This is a genomic window from Amycolatopsis eburnea (assembly GCF_003937945.1).
In the GTDB taxonomy this organism is placed as follows: Bacteria; Actinomycetota; Actinomycetes; order Mycobacteriales; family Pseudonocardiaceae; genus Amycolatopsis; species Amycolatopsis eburnea.
The window spans coordinates 644,220-661,041 of record NZ_RSEC01000059.1 but is presented as its reverse complement, the minus strand read 5'-3'; the positions used below and the strand labels follow the sequence as shown (position 1 = coordinate 661,041).

The following is a 16,822-nucleotide window of genomic DNA, read 5'->3' as shown; positions in this document are numbered from 1 at the left end:
GGAAGAATACGACACCCGGCACCGGCGGACGGCCGGTTCACCGATCCGGACGGAAAGCGGGGAAACGGTGTTATCACCAACGAAACAAGCCACGGCCGTGGCGCTCCCGCGCCGGTTCAGCGACTTTCCGGCCCCCGTTCCACTCCGGTCACCCGCGGCGTTCGACTGTTTCGACGGTCACGCGGCGTCCCGAAGATCGGCGCCGCGACGGCCGGCGGACGTTCGGTTTTCGACGCGGGAACGGACCGGATTCGCTCGTCGCGGCACGCGGTCGATCCGTTGTTTTCCGCCTCGACCTACCCCCTCGGGCCACGTTTTCCGCACCCGCACACCGTCACCGTCAGTGACCACCTCGGGCGCGGCCGCTCCAGGAACCGGACCGGGTGAATCGGCGATCCCGGCGCCCGCCCCTCCGGAATCGGCGGGCTCGCCGTGTTTCGACCGGACCTATTCGTAGCCCGCGACGGCGTCGGGCGAGTTAAAACAAGATCGCTGATCCGGCATTCGTGCGGCCATTGTGGTGAATTCCGGTTTTTGATGTACGCACGCGTTGTCAAGCGGTGACGGGATGCCTACAGTGGCCTGCCTGACTCCGGGGAATGATTCACACACACGCCTTGGACTCGGTCCCTCAACCGTGATCTCCCGTCGAGGAGCAGGTCTTGTTCGGAATAGCGAGGAGCAGCAACAACCGGCTTCGCACGCGCCGGGTCGCACTGGCACTGGCAGCCGCCGTCGCCGCGTCCGGCTGCGGCGCGCTCGGCGCGGAGGTCTCGAACTCGTCGTCGAGCGGCCGCGACCTGGAAAAGCACACGCTGAAGGTCTCCATCCTGCCCACCACGGACCTCGGGCCGTTCTGGCTCGCCCAGGAAGGCGGGTACTTCCAGGCCGAAGGCCTCACCGTCGAGTCGGTGATCGCCAACAGCGGCCAGGCGTCGCTGACGAAAGCGATTTCCGGCGAGGCCGACATCGCGTTCTCCACCTACCCGCCGTTCTTCATCGCGCGCAGCTCCGGCTCCGCCGACATGCAGCTGGTCGCGGACGCGACCTCGGTCAACCCGAAGTCCAACGCGATCGTCACGGTGCCGAACTCGCCGGTGAAGACGATCTTCGACCTGGCGGGCAAGAAGATCGCCATCACGGCCAAGAACACCGCGTCCGATCTGCTCACCCGCTCGGTGATGCAGGACCACAACGTGGACTTCGGCAAGGTCAAGTGGGTGCTGGTCGCGCTGCCGAACATCGCGGCCGCGCTGCAGCAGGGGCAGGCCGACGCGGCGTACCTGCCGGAGCCCTACATCACGCAGGCGGCCCAGACGGTCGGCGCGACCCCCGTGATCGACATCAACACCGGCGCGACCCAGGACTTCCCGCTGACCGGCTACGGCGCGACGAGGAAGTGGGTGCGGGAGAACCCCAAGTCGCTGGCCGCTTTCCAGCGCGCGCTGCAGAAGGCCACGCACGAGACGTTGATCGACCGGGCCAAGGTCGAGCCGCTGCTGGTGCGGTTCGCCAAGATCGACGAGGACACGGCCAAGCTGCTCACGTTGCCGGGCTACGGCTCGATCCTCGACGCGCGGCGGCTGCAGCGGGTGCCGGACCTGCTGCTGCAGCTCGGCGCCATCCCGTCCCCGATCGACGTGAACTCGATGATCGGTCCCCAGGCGGGCAGATGACCCCGGGCAAGCCCTGACGCGGCACGCGCACCTGCGCGGGTTGAAGGACCGCAGCGGCCTGCGGTGTCGGCGAAGCCGCCGCCGAGCGAGCTGCCGCAACTTCGCCGGGCGGCCGCATCCGGATGCGCCAGGGCGCCAGGCGCCGGGCGCCGGGCGCGCCACCGGAGTCGAGTCAGCCGGCAGTCGATGATGCCGGCCGCGCGCTGCCCGAGGAAGTTACCGCCGCGATGCTCGTCCTCCACGTCCGCTACCAAGAGTGACCGACACCCGAAGAATCCTCATGATCAGCGGCACGAAAACCAAGCAACTTTCGGAAAATCCGCTCCCGTAGCAGTCCCCGTGATCACTCTGTGTATCGGGGTGCACCAGACCGCCCAAGATCATCGCGCTAGATTTCCCGACGTTCACCGGGGCCCGACGACGCGTCCCCACCCATCCTCCGCCGGCGCGTGCCCACCGTGGTGCGCGCTGGTTCGCCGTGCCGAAAGGAAGTTGCTTGACCGCCACGACGTTGACACAGGTGCTTCGCGAGACCCACACCGTCGCCGGGCCCACCCGGCTGATCGTGCGGTGGGACCGTGAAACCGGCTGGGCGCACCTGGCCATCGCCGTTCCGGGCACCGGTCCGGCCTGCTTCGCGGGGTTCCACCGGTTCGCCGGGGGAAGCGCCGGAGCCGTCGCCGCCGAGCTCGCCGCCGCCGGGTGCGTGTCCGCTCCGCCGCTCCACCTCGACGACACCCTGTCGGAGATCGAAGCCGTGCTGCCGGAGGTGGGCGCCGATGCGCGTGGATGACCTGCACCTCAACGGGATCGGCACCGACGTCGGGGCGCTGAGCCCGGTCGCCGCCTCGCTGGCGGCCGGTGAGTTCACCGCCGCCGACGCCGGCCGGACCGGCCAGCTGTCCACCGCCGTCGCCGGGCTGCCCGGCCCCGAACTCGCGGTGCGCGCGGGGCGGGAAGCCCTGCGGCAGGCGGAAACCACGGGCGGCGAGCCGGTGTGGCCGACGTTGTGCCTGCACGCCGGGATCTACCACTCCGGCATCGACTTCTGGCACGCCGCGTCCTACGTGCGCGACCAGCTCGGCGTCGGCGCCGGCCCCGGCCTCACGCTCGAGCTCGGCGCGATGAGCAACAGCCTGGTGGCCGGCCTGGACGTCGCGGCGAGCGTGCTGCGCGGCCGTCCGGACCACGACGCCGCGCTCATCACCGCGGGCGACCGGTTCGGCGCGCCCGGCTTCCCGCACTGGACCACCGACACCGGCATCGTCTACGGCGACGCCGGCAGCGCGGTCGTGCTGTCCCGGCGGCCGGGCCTGGCCCGGATCCGCGCGATCGCGTCGTACACCGACCCGTCGCTGGAAGGCCTGCAGCGCGGCAACGAACCGTTCCGCACGGCCAGCATCACCGCGCACCAGTCGCTCGACATCCGCGCCCGCAAGCGCCAGTGGCTCGGCCGCCACGGCGGTCCGGCGCACGTCGACAGCCGCAACGCCGACGGGGTCACGACGGTGGTGAAGACCGCCCTGGCCGACGCGGGCCTCGACCTGCCCGACATCGCGAAGGTCTGCGCTCCGCACTACGGGCGCCGCCTGGTGCACACGCAGATCCTGCGCCCGCTGGGCATTCCCGAGGACCGCACGATGACCGAGCTGGGCCTGCGGGTCGGTCACCTGGGCGCCAGCGACCAGATCGTGGCGCTCGACCACCTGCTCCGCACGGGCGAAGCCGGTCCCGGCGACCACGTGCTGCTGCTGGGCATCGGCGTCGGCATGACGTGGACGGCCGTGGTCCTGCGGCTCGGCCCGGCCGCGCTCTGACCGCCCTGCCCGGCGAGGCCGTCTCGCCGGGCAGGCGGGGCCGGCTCAGCTGACGAGCTGCCAGAGGAAGCTCGCGTTCTTCACCGGCGCGGAAACCTTCTTCGTCCAGAGGTACTTCGTCGTGCAGGGCGGCACGATGTGGTACTTCCGCACGGTGAACGTGCGGGCCTCCTTGTACTGCTGCAACCGCAGGACCTTCCCGGCGGGCACGGTCGCCGCGTACGACCACGAGTCGGACTTCGAATAGCTCGCGCCCACGCTCACCGCGAGCGAAACGCTGGCCTTGGCGAAGATCACGCCGGCTTCCGCGCTGGTCGTCCCCGTGATCGACGCGTTCACCGTCGACGTCGCCGTCTTGTTGTAGGTGATCGTGCCCGGCCCGCGGAGGTAGTCGCTGCGGAGGTTCGTCGCGAGCCACGAGCGCGACGGGCCGGAAAACGTGTAGTCCGGCGGATCCCGCACCTCGGGGCACGGGTACAGCGCGAGGGCCTGCGCACCCCCGCCCGTCACGGCGGGCACGACGGCGGACGCGCAGGACAGCAGGACCACGGCGGCGACGGAACGCAAACGCATTGCTGGGCTCCCCTGGTTGATCTTGGGAACAACCCTAAGCGCAGCGAATCGGCGAAGCGCGGGAAGTAACCTCTTCGGGCGACCCGAGCCGGCCTACGGCGTGGCCGGCGACGGAACCGACGGGCCAGCGTCCGGTACGCCGGCGTAATCGGGCAGCTCGATGCCGTTGAGCGCACGCTGGACCAGGTCGGTGAGCCATTCACCGTCGAGGTCGACGTCCGGGCCGGAGCCGCTGCGCATCTTCGCGTTGAGCCGGCCGATCTCCTGGTTGGCCTCGACGAACGGACGCATCCGCGCCTCGTAGCGGGCGAACCCGGTGGCGGGGTCCCAGCCGGCCGCGGCCAGCTCGCCGGCCAGCAGGTAGGCCCCGATCAGCGCCAGCCCGGTGCCCTGACCCGACAGCGGTGACGAGCTGAACGCGGCGTCGCCGATCAGCCCCACCCGCCCGTCGGCCCAGCGGTCCAGCACCACCTGGGCGACCTGGTCGAGGTAGAAGTCCGGGGTGTCGCCGAGGTGCGCGAGGATGCGCGGGGTCAGCCAGCCGAAGTCACCCATCCGCGCGCGCAGCAGGTCCTTCTGGGCTTCGACGTCGCGGTGGTCGACGGCGAACTCGGCCGCGGTGAAGGAGAACATCGCCATCGCCCGGGTGGCGTCCCCGATCGGCCGCAGCATGGCGGAGCGCCCGGGCTCCTGGTAGTCGAACACCCAGCGGTCCAGCCCGAACTCGTTGGGCACGCTGTAGAACGCCAGCACGTGCCCGAGGTGCCGGACGAACCGCTCGCGCGGCCCGAACACCATCGCCCGCACCGACGAGTGCAGCCCGTCGGCCCCGACCACGAGGTCGAACCGCCGCCGGTCGCCGGCCGCGAAGGTCACGTCCACGCCGTCCGCGTCCTGGACGAGTCCGGCGATCCGGTCGCCGAAGCGGTACTCGACGCCGTCGCGCGTGTCGTCGTAGAGCACCTGGGACAGGTCGCCGCGCAGGATCTCGATCTCCGAGATGTAGCCGTCGCCGCCGTCGTCTTCCGCGCTGAAGGTCTCCAGCACGTTCCCGTCCGCGTCCACGGTGTACGCGCCGGCGGTTTCGGTGCGGGCCGCGCGCACCGCGTCGTCCAGCCCCATCAGCCGGATGACGTCCTTGGTCACCCCGCGCGCGTCGACCGCCTGCCCGCCGGGCCGCAACCCGGGCGCCCGCTCCACCACGGTGACCTCGGCGCCCCGCCGGCGCAGCCAGTGGGCCAGCGCGGGCCCCGCGATGCTCGCACCCGCGATCAAGACTTTCGTACCGCCCACGGTTTCCCCCTACCGGTTCCGATCGGTGCGGGGATCGTACAGCGGCACCTCAGTCGGCAGCGGGTTGTTCGCTGGGAAAGAGGATCGGGCTGAGCAGGTACCGGGTACGGCCGGGGGCCGGCGGATTCGCCAGCCGCGGCAGGATCGCGGCGCGCAGCTCGTCGTTCATGGCGATCAGCTCGTCCCGGGTCAGCCAGACCGCGTGCTGCCGGTAGCCGACGGGATCGGTGGCCGGATCGGCGTTTTCCCGGTCCAGGTAGGCGTTGAACTCGGCGACGAGCGCCGCGACGGCCACCGCGAACCCGCGCCGGTGGTCCTCGGGGGACAGTTCCGCGGCCGTGGCGGGATCGATCGAGGCCCGTTCCGGCCGCAGCTCGTAGTGGCGTTCGACGGCGCCGCGCACGCGCCGTTCTTCGGCCACGCGCAGGATCCCGCCCGAGGCGAGCAGGTCGACGTGCCGGTAGACCATCGCTTTCGAGACGTCCGGCAGCAGCGCGCAGAGCTGGGCGGTGGTGTGCGTCCGCCCGCCGCGCATGGCGTGCACGATCCGCAGCCGTACCGGGTGCGCCAGCAGTTCCAAGGTGTCCACTACCCAACGATCTCACACGGTGATACCGTTCGCAAAAAGCGAGAAAGGTGGGGGACGATGCCGGAACGGGGGCCCGCGGCAGTCGCCGCGGCGGTGGTCGGATGGGCGGCGGAGCGGCGCTTCGCCGACGTGGCGGAGCTGTTCGCGCCGAGACTGCGGGCGGTGGCGTCCGCCGAGACGCTGCGCGTCGGCTGGGAAGGCGAGATCGCCCGCATCGGGCCGGTCTCGGCGGTCGGCGGGCCGGTGAGCGAGCCGGCCGGCGCGGGACTGGTCCGGGTGCGCGTTCCGGTGACGTGCGAACGCGGCGGGCTGACCGTGGTCATGTCGGTCGACGACGCCGGCCTGCTGCACGGCCTGCGGCTCGCCCCACCGGAGAGCACCTCGTGGGAGCCGCCCGGCTACGCCACCCCGGACCGCTTCACCGAGCGGGAAGTCACGATCGGCGACGGCCCGCTCGCGGTGCCCGGCACGCTGACCCTCCCGGCCGGGCGCGGCCCGTGGCCCGGGCTGGTGCTGCTCGCCTCCGGGCCGCACGACCGCGACCTGACGGCCGGCCCGAACAAGCCGTTCAAGGACCTGGCGTGGGGACTGGCGAGCCGCGGGGTCGCGGTGGCCCGGTTCGACAAGGTGACCCACACCCACCCCCGCGTCGGCGCCGAGCCCGGGTTCACGATGGCCGAGGAGTACCTGCCGCACGCGCTCGCCACCGTGCGCCTGCTCCAGCGGGAGCGGACCGTCGACGCCGAGCGGGTGTTCGTCGCCGGTCACAGCGGTGGCGGCAAGGTGGCACCTCGGGTCGCGGCCGCCGACGCGTCGATCGCCGGTGTGGTGAGCCTCGCCGGCGACACCGTGCCGTTGAGCCGGTCGGCCGTCCGGGTGGCGCGGTACCTGGCGGAACGGGATCCCGGTCCCGCGACGACGTCGCTCGTCGAGGCGACCACCCGGCAGGCCGCACTGGTCGAGAGCCCCGGGCTGTCCCCGGAGGTCCCGGCGTCGGACCTGCTCTTCGGCTGGCCGGCGTCGTACTGGCTGGACCTGCGCGGCTACGACCCGGTCGCCACCGCGGCCGCGCTGGACCGGCCGATCCTCGTCCTGCAGGGCGCCCGCGACTACCAGGTGACCGCGGACGGCGACCTCGCGGGCTGGCAGGCGGGCCTGGCGGATCGGCCCGACGTGACGATCCGGGTGTACGACGCCGACGACCACATGTTCTTCCGCGGCGAGGGTCCCTCCACGCCCGCGGCGTACGAGTCGGCGCAGCACGTCGACCCCGCCGTGGTCGCGGACATCGCCGACTGGCTGGGTTCGCCGCGGCGGAAGGTCCCTCGGCGCGGGTTCCGGCGCGAGCGTTAGCCGAGCCGGGCCGCCGGCAGGCTGCGGGCGGTGTCGGCGATCGTCTCCGCCACCGGGCGGGTCCGCCAGCCGAGCACGCTCCGCGCCTTGTCCGTGCGGATGACCGGGACGCGGCCGAGCCGGCCGAGCGCTTCCCGCATCGCCGGGTCGGTTTCGGCGGCGGCCCGCACCTGCTCGGCCGTCAGCTCACGGGTGGGCAGGCCGTCGCCGCCGACGGTTTCCGCGAGGATCCGGGCCATGCCGAGGAAGCTGATCGACTTCCCCGCCGCGGCCAGGAACCGCTCCCCCGCGGCCCGCGGGTGGGTCATCGCCCGGACGTGCAGGTCGGCGACGTCCCGGACGTCGACGACGCCGAAGTACAGCGGCGGCACCACCGGCATCGCGCCGTCGAGCATCGCCCGCACCAGCGCGACCGACGACGACAGGCGGCCGCCGAGGACCGGGCCGAAGATGCCGGCCGGGTTGATCACCGCCAGTTCCGGGCCGCCCGCCGAGCGCACCTGCGCCCACGCCGCGCGCTCGGCGACGACCTTCGAGCGGATGTAGGCGCTGTTGGGGTCGGCGGGGTCGGTCCAGTCGGCCTCGGTGTACTCCTCCCGCGGCGTGGCGCCGTAGCCGACCGCGGCGAAGGACGACGTCAGCACGACCCGCCGGACCCCGGCTTCCCGGGCGGCCGCCAGCACCCGGACCGCACCGTCGCGAGCCGGGCGGATCACCTCGTCGTCGGTCTCGGGCGAGCCGGGCGGGAACGGCGAGGCGACGTGGAGCACGTAGCCGACCCCCGCGGCCGCCTCGGCCCAGCCGGCGTCCGCGCCCAGGTCCGCGGCCACCACCTCCAGGTCACCGGGCCCCACGGCGGCCCGCACCTCGCCCGCGCGCCCGAGGTCGCGCACGGTGGTGCGGACGCGGTACCCGTCGGCCAGCAGGCGCGCGACGGCGTGCCCGCCCAGGTAGCCGGTGCCCCCGGTGACCAGGACCACCGATCGCTTGTCGTCGTTCATGTTTCCGTCCTCCGGTCAGAACCGCTCGATCAGCGCCAGGAGCTCCGGGACGAGCCGCTTCGCCGCTTCGGCGTCACCCCGGTCGCGGGCGTCCCACAGCCGTGCCTTCAGCCGCAGGTAGGCCAGCCGCGACCGCAACCGCTCGATCTCGGCTTCGAGCCGGTCGGCGTGGTGGTCGAACAGCTCGCGCTGCTCGGCGGCGGCCGCGTCCCCGCGGGCCAGCAGCTCGAGGTAGCGCCGCAGGTCCTCGACCCGCAACCCGGCCGAACGCAGGCAACCGAGCGCATCGAGGACGTCCATGGTCGCGGCGTCGTACCGCCGGTGCCCGCTGCTCGGCTCCCGCGGCACCGGGCCGATCAGCCCGATCTGCTCGTAGTACCGCAGCGTCGGCTCGCTCAGCCCGCTGCGCCGCGACGCCTCGAGGATCGTCAGCCACACCTGCTCGCCCGCAACTCCTGCCGTCATGGGACCAGCATGCAGAACTTCAAGCGCTTGAAGTCAACCGGCCGGGTGGCGGCGCTCGGCGAGCACGTCCTCGATCAGGATTCCTCCACTGTGGACGGTGGCCCGTGCCGCGGGCGGCACCCGGGTACTGGCGGCCGCCGGGGATCTGCGTGACCATGGGAGCGCTCTCATCGGACAGAGGAGTTCGCATGGTCAAAGCGTTCAGCCGTCGCACCGCCCTGATCACCGGCGCCGGGATCGCCGCCGGGGTCGCGTTGCCCGGCGCCGCCCAAGCCGCACCGGCCGGGCGCGTCGGGTTCACCCTCGGCGCCGAAACACTCGACGGCGGCGAACAGGTCACCTCCCTCACCTTGAACACCGCCCGGCTCGGCCCGATCGAGCCGGCGAGCCTCACCACCGCCACGTTCAGCGTGCACGTCAAGGCCACCAGCCCGATCGACACCGGCGGCCAGGACGTCGGCTACGAGCTCGACCGCCCGGTGACGGCGGCGCGGCTCGACCGCGGGAACATCGTGCTGGAACTGAGTTACGGCGAAGGCCAGACGGGCGGCGGCACCCTCGGCTACATCACCAGCAAGGCCCGCAACGTCCGGCTCGACCTGGTCTACACCATCACCCAGAACGCGCCGGTCCGGCGGCACGGCCGCCCGCTCACCCTGGCCGGCTTCACCCAGGGCGCCCTGGTCAACCCCGAAGTCGACGTCTTCACCCACCACGTCTCGCGGTCCGGGATGAAGTACCGGCTGTATTCCCCGCCGCCGCGGCGTGGCCGGCGGCCGTTGATCGTCTGGCTGCACGGCGGCGGAGAAGGCGCTTCCCTGCCCGACGGCTACTACGACAACGAGACCACGCTGCGCGCCAACCGCGGTGCCCTCGGGTTCGCCACGCGGGAAGCGCAGGCGATCTTCGAAAGCGCTTACGTCGTTGCCCCGCAGTGCACGGCCGCCTGGATGGACGACGGCCCCCGCTTCGCCCCGCTCATCCACGAGATCGTCCGGGACGTCGTTCGCCGGCACCCGGTCGACCCCGCCCGCGTGCACGTCACCGGCTGCAGCAACGGCGGTTACATGACCCTGAAGATGACCACCACGCACCCCACCGCGTTCGCTTCGTCGGTGCCGATCTGCGGCGTCGTCGCCGGCCGGAAAGCCGGGGACCCGCCGCTGGTCCCCGACCCCGAACTGGCCGCGATCCGCACCCCCACCTGGCTGATCGCCTCCCGCGACGACGACACGGTCGACCCGCAGGCCAACTCCGTCCACGCGCACGAACTCATCCCGCGCGCCGAACTGACGCTCTACGACCACGTCGTCCGGGACGGCCACCAGTTCCCCGGCCACTGGTCGTGGATCTACGCCGCCCGCAACGACCCGAGCGCCCACGGGACGCACCTGTGGCAGTGGATGGCGCGGCAGGTCAGCGGCGGATGAGCCCGAGGTCCGTCGCGGCCGCGACCGCCGCGGTGCGCGAGTCGACGCCGAGCTTGGTGTAGCAGCGCGCGAGGTGGGACTTCACCGTGCCTTCGGTGAGGTGCAGGCGCTCCGCGATGGCCCGGTTCGACAGCCCGTCGGCCACCAGGGCGAGCACCTCGATCTCCCGCCGGGTCACCGCGACATCGGGCCGGCGCATCCGGTCCAGGAGCCGGTCGGCGACGGCGGGTGCCAGGGTGGTGCGCCCGGCCGCGGCGGTGCGCACCGCCGCGGCCAGGTCCTCGGGCAGGGCGTCCTTGAGCAGGTACCCGGTGGCGCCGGCCTGGATGGCGGGCAGGATGTCGGCGTCGGTGTCGTAGGTGGTGACGACCAGCACGCGGGGCGCCCCGGGCCGCGCGGTGATCGCCGCGGTGGCTTCGGCCCCGGTCATCCCGGTGCCGAACCGCAGGTCCATCAGGACGACGTCGACGTCGCCACCGGCGGCCCGCGCCACGGCGGCTTCGGCGGTCGCGGCCTCGGCGACCACGACGAGCCCGGGTTCGGTCTCCAGCACGGCGCGCAGTCCCGCCCGGACCACGGGGTGGTCGTCGGCCAGCAGGAGGCGGATCTCGTTCACGGGCGTTCCTCGGGCCGGGGGTGGTGGTCGGCCGACCGCAGGCGGACCTCAGTCACGAGCGCACCTCCGGCCGGGGAAGGCAAGTCGCCAGGGCAGTACCGCGCCCCGGCGCGGTCATCGGCCGACAACGAGCGGAACTCCATCACGACCGCACCTCTGACCGGGGAAGGCAAGCCGCCAAGGCGGTACCGCGACCCGGCGCGGCCATCGGCCGACAACGAGCAGAACTCCATCACGAGCGCACCTCCGGCCACGGCAGCCGAACCGCCAGCGCCGTGCCGCGCCCCGGCGCCGACTCGACGGTGAAACCGCCGCCCAACGCCCGGGCGCGAGCGCGCATGGCGGCGAGCCCGAACCCACCTTCGCCGGGGTCGGGTGCCGCGAGACCTGCGGGGTCGAAACCGGCGCCGTCGTCCACCAGCTCGAGGGTGATCTCGTCGTCGCGGTAGCTCAACGTGAGGTCGGCGGTGGTCGCGCCCGCGTGCCGGACGGTGTTGGCGAGGGCCGCCTGGGCGATGCGCAGCAGCGCTACCTCGTGGGCGGTCGGCAGCGGTGCCGGGTCGCCCGCGACGTGGAAGCGCGCGGTGATCCGGTGGCGGGTGCTGGTGGTGGCGCACAGGTGCTCCAGCGCGCCGGCGAGCGTGGTGCCGTCGAGGGACGGCGGGGTGAGGGCCGCGACGAAACGGCGTGCTTCGGCGAGGTTGTCCGCGGCCGCCTGGCGGGCCTGCTCCACGTACCGGGCCGCGTTCCCGTCGGGCAGGGACCGCCCGGCGGCGCGCAGCAGCAGCTGGATGCTGGACAGCCCCTGGGCGAGCGTGTCGTGGATCTCGTGGGCCAGGCGTTCCCGTTCGGCCAGCACCCCGGCCGTGTGCTGGGCCTCGGCCAGGTCGGCGCGGGCCGCGGTGAGCTCCTCGATCAGGTGCCGCCGTCGTTCGCTTTCCCGGTACAGCGCCTGGTAGCCCCACACGACGGCGACCGCGACGGCCGCGCCGAGTGCCGGGCCGATCGCGGCGGCCGGGGTGAACGCGCCTTGGTGCGCGGCGAACGCGGTGATCGCGGCCAGCGCCGTGGCGAGGACCGCGAGCAGGCCGGCCCGGCGGGACAGCAGGTGGAGCTGGAGGAAGTACAGCGGGAACGCGACCCACACCCCGTCCGCGGTCAGCACGACCAGCGCCAGCCACGCGGCGCCGACGACGCCCAGCCAGCCGGCGGCGGCCCGCCGCGACGCGCGGACGTGCGGGAGGAGCGGCCCGGCCGCGTACACCACCGCGCAGGCCGCCGCGACCGCGACGACCGCACCGGCCCGCGGCTGTCCCCCGGCCACCGCCCGCACCGCCGCCAGGCCGAGCAGGGCGACGAGCAGCAGGTGCAGGCACCAGGTCAGCACCCGGCTGGTCGGGGTCAAGGCAGGAGCGGCGGCGTTCACAGTGCGTCCAGGCTACGGAGCCGCGGCCCGGACCACCTCTATCGAAAGAGGGAACCGGCGCGCCGTCGTCCGGCCCGGGAAGTGCCGTCCGCCGCCGGATGCCCCGCCGGGGCGCCGGGGGCGAGGGTGGAGCCGTACCCGCTCCCCTCCGGAAAGGACAGTCCGAGGCCGTGTTCGTCGCCTGGAGAGACCTGAAGTTCGCCAAGGGGCGGTTCGCCCTGATGGGGACCGTCATCGTGCTGATCACCCTGCTCGTCGGCCTGCTGTCCGGCCTGACCGCCGGGCTCGGTGAGCAGAACGTCTCCGCTGTCACCGGCCTGGCCGCCGACGAGATCGTCTTCGCCGGCGGCCAGGACCCGTCGTACGCCGACTCGGCGGTCACCGACGCGCAGTGGCGGCAGTGGTCGGCCGCGCTGGGCGTCACCAGCGCCGAACCGCTGGGCATCACCACGACCAAGGCCACCGCCGGCGGCCGGAGCTCCGGCGTGTCGGTCTTCGGCGTCCGGCCCGGGTCCGCCCTCGCGCCGGACAGCGCGAAGCTCACCGGAGCCGGCGCGGTCCTGTCCGGACCGGCCGCCGCCGACCTGGGCGTCCGGCCCGGCGACCGCGTCACCCTCGCCGGACGGCCGCTGACCGTGGCGGCGGTGTCCGGCGACGCCTCCTTCAGCCACACCCCTGTCGTCTGGACCACGCTCGACGTCTGGCGGGCCGTGGCGCCGCCGACCGGTGGCGACGCGACGGTGCTCGCCCTGACCACGACGTCGGGCGCGGACCTCGCGGCCACCGACCGCGCCGCCGGCACGAAGACGGTGTCGCGCGAGGACTCCCTGTCCGCGATCGGCTCCTACCGGTCCGAAAACGGTTCGCTGCAGCTGATGCGCGGTTTCCTGTTCGTCATCTCCGCGCTGGTGATCGGCGCGTTCTTCACCGTCTGGACGATCCAGCGCAGCGCCGACATCGCCGTCCTCAAGGCGCTCGGCGCCACCACGGCGGGGCTGCTCAAGGACGCGCTGGGCCAAGCCGTGGTCCTGCTCGCCGGCGGCACGCTCGCCGGTACCGGCCTCGCCGTCGCCGCCGGTGCCGCGCTGGCCGGCTCCGCGATCCCCTTCGTCCTGACCCCCGCCACCGTGCTGGTCCCGGCCGCGGTGCTGGTCCTGCTCGGCGGGGCCGGCGCGGCACTCGCCATCCGCCGGCTCACCTCCGTCGACCCGCTGACCGCGCTGGGAAGTGCCCGATGAGCCTCACCCTGACCGACGTCACCCTCACCTACCCCGACGGCGACACCCGCCTGACCGCGCTCGACCGGGTCAGCCTGGACGTCCCGCGCGGCAGCCTGACCGCGGTGGTCGGCCCGTCCGGCTCCGGCAAGTCCAGCCTGCTGGCCGTCGCCGCCACGCTGATCACGCCCGACTCCGGCACCGTTACCGTCGACGGCACCACGACCACCGGCCTGACCCGCGGCGAGCGCACCGACCTGCGCCGGCACAAGGTCGGCATCGTCTTCCAGCAGCCCAACCTGCTGCCCGCGCTGACCGCCGCCGAACAGCTCCAGGTCATGGCGCGGATCGACGGCCGCTCGGCGGCCAAGGCCCGCACCCGCGCGCTGGAGCTGCTCGACGCCGTCGGCCTCGCGTCCGAGGCCGGGCGCCGCCCGCACCAGCTTTCGGGTGGTCAGCGGCAGCGGGTGAACATCGCGCGTGCCTTGATGAACGAGCCCACGGTGCTGCTGGTGGACGAACCCACCAGCGCCCTCGACCACGACCGGGGCGCGGCCGTGCTCGACCTGATCACGCGCCTGACCCACCAGCGGGCCACGGCGACCGTGCTGGTCACCCACGACCGCGCCCACCTCGCGGCGGCCGACCGGATCACCGAGGTCCGCGACGGCCGCCTGCACCTCCCGGCACCCACCCGCTGACGCCCGCGGCGATGTCATGAAAGAGTCGTTCATGTCGTCTGGCGAGGTGAACGACCCTTTCATAACATCCGGCCGAAGCCCAGAAAGCGGTCGTCCCCCGCCAGCACCGCCGTCCGGATCCGGGTCAGCTCCGAGCCCGGCTCGACCGCGAAATCGCTCCGCAGCCGCTCGTGGACCCGTTCGTACACCGCCAACGCGTCGGTTCGCAGGCCACGCGCGTACAACGCGCGCATGAGCAGCCCCGCGACCGGCTCGCGGTGCGGGTGGGCCGCGAGCACAGTGGACAGTTCGTCGGCGGCCGAGGCGTACCGGCCCAGGCGCAGCTGCGAGTCCGCTTTCCGCTGGGCCAGCGAAAGCCGGTACTCCCGCAACCTCAACCGCTCGCCTTCCGCGAAGGGCCCCGGCAGGCCCGCCAGTGGTTCGCCCTGGAACAACCCGATGGCGTCGGCGCACAGGTCGGCCGCCGTGTCCAGGTCTCCGTTGTCCGCCGCCGCTTTCGCTTCCTGGTCGAGTTCCCGCAGCCGCGTCAAGTCGGTCCGGACGCCGTCGCTCGCGAACAGGTAGCCCGCGCGGCCGCGGCGGATCACCGACTCCTTGCTGGTTTCGTGGGCCGCGCGCAGGCAGGACCGCAGGCGCAGCACGTACGTCGGCAGGACGCCGGTGCCGGTTCCCGGGGGCTCGAGGCCCCAGACGTCGTCGAGGAGCCCGTGGTCGGTGACCACGACGTCCGGGCGCAGCAGCAGCGCGGCGAGCAGTGCCTGCTGGCGCACCGGGCCGAGGTCGAGCGCCTTCGTGCCGCGCCACGCGCGAAGGGGGCCGAGCACCGAAAACCGCAGGTGCGCCGGCGGCGGGGTGTCCACAGTGGTCCGGGCGGCCGTCACGATGCCGTGGTCGAAGGCGTACACGACGGCCGCGGCCCGGTCGCGCAGGCCGAGTTGCTTCGTGAGGCGGGCGAACCGCGTCTTCACGACCGGTTCGGGAAGGCCGAGCGAGCGGGCGATTTCGGCGTCGGTGCTCCCCCGGCCGACCGCGCGCAGCAGCTCGAGCTCTTCCGGGGTCAGCGATCCCGGCGCCGGCTCCGGGTGCGGGGCCGCGTGGCGGTAGGTGGTGAGCACGCGGGCGGTGACGGCGACGTCGAGCCACGCGTCGCCCGCGGCCACCGCGCGGACGGCCCGGATCAGGTCCTCGGCGGGCGAGTCCTTCAGGACGTACCCGACCGCGCCCGCGCGCAGCACGCCGGCGAGCAGCTCGTCGTCGTCGAACGTGGTCAGGGCCAGCACCGGCGGGTGGGGGCCGGTCCGGCGCAGCCGCCGGGTCGCCTCGATCCCGTCGACGCGCTTCATCCGCAGGTCCATGACGACGACGTCGGCTTCGGCCGCGGCGAGTGCCGCGGGTACTTCGGCGCCGTCGCCGCATTCGCCGACGATGGTGAACCCGTCGCGCTGGCGCAGGATGCGGCGCAGGCCGGACCGCACCAGCTCCTGGTCGTCGACCAGCAGCACCCGGGTCGCGGTCACCGGCTCGCTCCGGACGGCGGCACGGCGAGGTCGACGAGCCAGTCGCCGCCGTCGGGCCCGGTCCGCAGGCGGGCGCCGATCTGCTCGGCCCTGGCCGCCATCCCGGTCAGTCCCGAGCCGTCGGCGGCGAACTCGGCGGGCCGGTCGGGCAGGGTGTTGCGGACGATCAGGCGGACCTCGTTCCGGCCGACGTGCAGCCGGATCCGGGCGGTGCTGCGCGGGGCGTGCTTGGCGATGTTCGCGAGGGACTCCTGGGTGATCCGGTAGAGCGTGAGCCCGGCCAGGTCGGGCACGTCGGCGGCGTCGCCCTCCTGCTCGAAGTGGATGTCGAGGCCGGCACCGCGGGTGTGGGCGACCAGGCCGGCGATGTCACCGGCGCCCGGCAGCGCGTGCCGTTCGGCCGGGGCGTGCGAGAGCAACCGGACCGTGCGGCGGATGTCGGTCATCGCCGCCCGGCCCACCCGCTCGGCTTCGGTGAGCCCTTCGATCGCTTCGTCGACGTCGCGGTCCTGCTGCAGCGCGCGCCGGGCGCCGGTGAGGTGCAGGAGCGTGATGCTGAGCGAGTGGGCCACGACGTCGTGCACTTCGCGTGCCATGCGCTGGCGTTCGGTGAGGATCGTGTGCTCCCGCTCGGCCACCCGGCCGGCGCGCTCGGCGGCCAGCGCGCGGACGTACCAGCGGAGCATGAACCCGCCCGAGTGCCCGAGCAGCACCGCGGCCAGGTACACCGCCGCGCCGGTCAGCCCGGGCCCGGCCGCCGCCCAGCCGAGCACCGCGAGGTCGAGGCCGAGGAACAGGAACGCGACCGCGGGCCGGGCGATCGAGGCCACCTCGGCGGCCAGCACCACGAGCACGATCGGCGCGAAGTCCGGCAGCCGCGGTTCGGTCAGCAGGATCGCCACCGCGCCGGCCACCGTGACGCACTTGGTCCACACCGGGAGGATGCGGCCGGTGCCCAGCCAGACCAGGCTGGTCGCCCCGATGAGCAGGACGACCAGGACGAGCACGGGCGGGGGCAGCACCCCCGCCCGCTGGGTGACGGCGGTGGCGGCCAGCAACGCGGTGAACGCGTTGGTGCAGACCGCCACCCACCACGGCAACGCGATCCGGGACTGGGCGAGACTCGCTTCCAGCTTCTCCCGCATCTT

16 protein-coding genes are annotated in these 16,822 nt (G+C 73.4%); 7 read left to right on the top strand and 9 right to left on the bottom strand.

The features are described 5' to 3' along the window. Positions 1–662 precede the first annotated feature (662 nt). The 3 genes from EIY87_RS35155 (at position 663) to EIY87_RS35145 (ending at position 3,493) form a co-directional block, all read left to right on the top strand. Entirely contained in the window at positions 663–1,676 is a 1,014-nt protein-coding gene (locus EIY87_RS35155; RefSeq protein WP_191984380.1) for an ABC transporter substrate-binding protein, read from the top strand. A 496-nt stretch (positions 1,677–2,172) separates the two neighbouring features. After that, a complete protein-coding gene (locus tag EIY87_RS35150) occupies positions 2,173–2,469 on the top strand; it encodes a hypothetical protein (protein WP_125314197.1) in 297 nt (98 codons plus the stop codon). Next, a complete protein-coding gene (locus EIY87_RS35145) occupies positions 2,456–3,493 on the top strand; it encodes a ketoacyl-ACP synthase III family protein (RefSeq protein ID WP_125314196.1) in 1,038 nt (345 codons plus the stop codon). The genes EIY87_RS35150 and EIY87_RS35145 overlap by 14 nt, the downstream gene beginning before the upstream one ends. Before the next feature lie 45 nt (positions 3,494–3,538). Here EIY87_RS35145 and EIY87_RS35140 read toward each other — a convergent pair whose 3' ends face one another. From EIY87_RS35140 to EIY87_RS35130, 3 genes are all read right to left on the bottom strand, one after another. Next, positions 3,539–4,066, bottom strand: coding sequence for a hypothetical protein (locus EIY87_RS35140; RefSeq protein ID WP_125314195.1), 528 nt, complete (start codon positions 4,064–4,066; stop codon positions 3,539–3,541). Between the two features lie 93 nt (positions 4,067–4,159). Next, positions 4,160–5,359: an FAD-dependent monooxygenase gene (locus EIY87_RS35135; protein WP_191984379.1), complete on the bottom strand. Its 1,200-nt coding sequence runs from the start codon at positions 5,357–5,359 to the stop codon at positions 4,160–4,162. 49 nt (positions 5,360–5,408) lie between these two features. After that, complete coding sequence (locus EIY87_RS35130; RefSeq protein WP_125314194.1) at positions 5,409–5,948, bottom strand: helix-turn-helix domain-containing protein; 540 nt, start codon at positions 5,946–5,948, stop codon at positions 5,409–5,411. Between the two features lie 57 nt (positions 5,949–6,005). On the opposite strand from EIY87_RS35130, the gene EIY87_RS35125 reads away from it, so the two are divergent. Continuing rightward, on the top strand, positions 6,006–7,301 hold the full coding sequence (locus EIY87_RS35125; protein WP_125314193.1) for an alpha/beta hydrolase: 1,296 nt from the start codon (positions 6,006–6,008) through the stop codon (positions 7,299–7,301). Here the strand turns inward: EIY87_RS35125 and EIY87_RS35120 are convergent. Further along, positions 7,298–8,302 carry an NAD-dependent epimerase/dehydratase family protein gene (locus EIY87_RS35120; RefSeq protein WP_125314192.1) on the bottom strand — a complete coding sequence of 335 codons (1,005 nt, stop codon included), beginning with the start codon at positions 8,300–8,302 and terminating at the stop codon, positions 7,298–7,300. The two genes, EIY87_RS35125 and EIY87_RS35120, sit on opposite strands and share 4 nt — an antisense overlap. A gap of 15 nt (positions 8,303–8,317) precedes the next feature. Continuing rightward, positions 8,318–8,767 carry a MerR family transcriptional regulator gene (locus EIY87_RS35115; RefSeq protein ID WP_125314191.1) on the bottom strand — a complete coding sequence of 150 codons (450 nt, stop codon included), beginning with the start codon at positions 8,765–8,767 and terminating at the stop codon, positions 8,318–8,320. 188 nt (positions 8,768–8,955) lie between these two features. On the opposite strand from EIY87_RS35115, the gene EIY87_RS35110 reads away from it, so the two are divergent. Continuing rightward, positions 8,956–10,197 carry a prolyl oligopeptidase family serine peptidase gene (locus EIY87_RS35110; protein WP_125314190.1) on the top strand — a complete coding sequence of 414 codons (1,242 nt, stop codon included), beginning with the start codon at positions 8,956–8,958 and terminating at the stop codon, positions 10,195–10,197. On the opposite strand, the gene EIY87_RS35105 is transcribed toward EIY87_RS35110, so the two are convergent. Together EIY87_RS35105 and EIY87_RS35100 are read right to left on the bottom strand one after the other, a co-directional pair. Continuing rightward, positions 10,184–10,813 carry a response regulator gene (locus EIY87_RS35105; protein WP_125314189.1) on the bottom strand — a complete coding sequence of 210 codons (630 nt, stop codon included), beginning with the start codon at positions 10,811–10,813 and terminating at the stop codon, positions 10,184–10,186. The genes EIY87_RS35110 and EIY87_RS35105 overlap by 14 nt on opposite strands. A 232-nt stretch (positions 10,814–11,045) precedes the next feature. Next, positions 11,046–12,218: a sensor histidine kinase gene (locus EIY87_RS35100; RefSeq protein ID WP_225440229.1), complete on the bottom strand. Its 1,173-nt coding sequence runs from the start codon at positions 12,216–12,218 to the stop codon at positions 11,046–11,048. Between the two features lie 191 nt (positions 12,219–12,409). On the opposite strand from EIY87_RS35100, the gene EIY87_RS35095 reads away from it, so the two are divergent. Next, positions 12,410–13,477 carry an ABC transporter permease gene (locus tag EIY87_RS35095; protein ID WP_125314187.1) on the top strand — a complete coding sequence of 356 codons (1,068 nt, stop codon included), beginning with the start codon at positions 12,410–12,412 and terminating at the stop codon, positions 13,475–13,477. Continuing rightward, on the top strand, positions 13,474–14,157 hold the full coding sequence (locus EIY87_RS35090) for an ABC transporter ATP-binding protein (RefSeq protein WP_125314186.1): 684 nt from the start codon (positions 13,474–13,476) through the stop codon (positions 14,155–14,157). Before EIY87_RS35095 ends, EIY87_RS35090 begins: the two co-directional genes overlap by 4 nt. 59 nt (positions 14,158–14,216) lie before the next feature. Here EIY87_RS35090 and EIY87_RS35085 read toward each other — a convergent pair whose 3' ends face one another. Beyond that, positions 14,217–15,674 (bottom strand): BTAD domain-containing putative transcriptional regulator, encoded by a 1,458-nt coding sequence (locus EIY87_RS35085; RefSeq protein WP_125314185.1) that lies wholly within the window; start codon positions 15,672–15,674, stop codon positions 14,217–14,219. After that, complete coding sequence (locus EIY87_RS35080) at positions 15,671–16,819, bottom strand: sensor histidine kinase (protein WP_125314342.1); 1,149 nt, start codon at positions 16,817–16,819, stop codon at positions 15,671–15,673. The genes EIY87_RS35085 and EIY87_RS35080 overlap by 4 nt, the downstream gene beginning before the upstream one ends. Between the last annotated feature and the right edge of the window lie 3 nt (positions 16,820–16,822).

What these genes read in the sequence shown, in the direction of transcription:
- EIY87_RS35080 (WP_125314342.1), bottom strand. Translation starts at nt 16,819, where the DNA reads ATGCGGGAGAAGCTGGAAGCGAGTCTCGCCCAGTCCCGGATCGCGTTG.
- EIY87_RS35115 (WP_125314191.1), bottom strand. Translation starts at nt 8,767, where the DNA reads ATGACGGCAGGAGTTGCGGGCGAGCAGGTGTGGCTGACGATCCTCGAG.
- EIY87_RS35110 (WP_125314190.1), top strand. Translation starts at nt 8,956, where the DNA reads ATGGTCAAAGCGTTCAGCCGTCGCACCGCCCTGATCACCGGCGCCGGG.
- EIY87_RS35140 (WP_125314195.1), bottom strand. Translation starts at nt 4,066, where the DNA reads ATGCGTTTGCGTTCCGTCGCCGCCGTGGTCCTGCTGTCCTGCGCGTCC.
- EIY87_RS35145 (WP_125314196.1), top strand. Translation starts at nt 2,456, where the DNA reads ATGCGCGTGGATGACCTGCACCTCAACGGGATCGGCACCGACGTCGGG.
- EIY87_RS35125 (WP_125314193.1), top strand. Translation starts at nt 6,006, where the DNA reads ATGCCGGAACGGGGGCCCGCGGCAGTCGCCGCGGCGGTGGTCGGATGG.
- EIY87_RS35120 (WP_125314192.1), bottom strand. Translation starts at nt 8,302, where the DNA reads ATGAACGACGACAAGCGATCGGTGGTCCTGGTCACCGGGGGCACCGGC.
- EIY87_RS35090 (WP_125314186.1), top strand. Translation starts at nt 13,474, where the DNA reads ATGAGCCTCACCCTGACCGACGTCACCCTCACCTACCCCGACGGCGAC.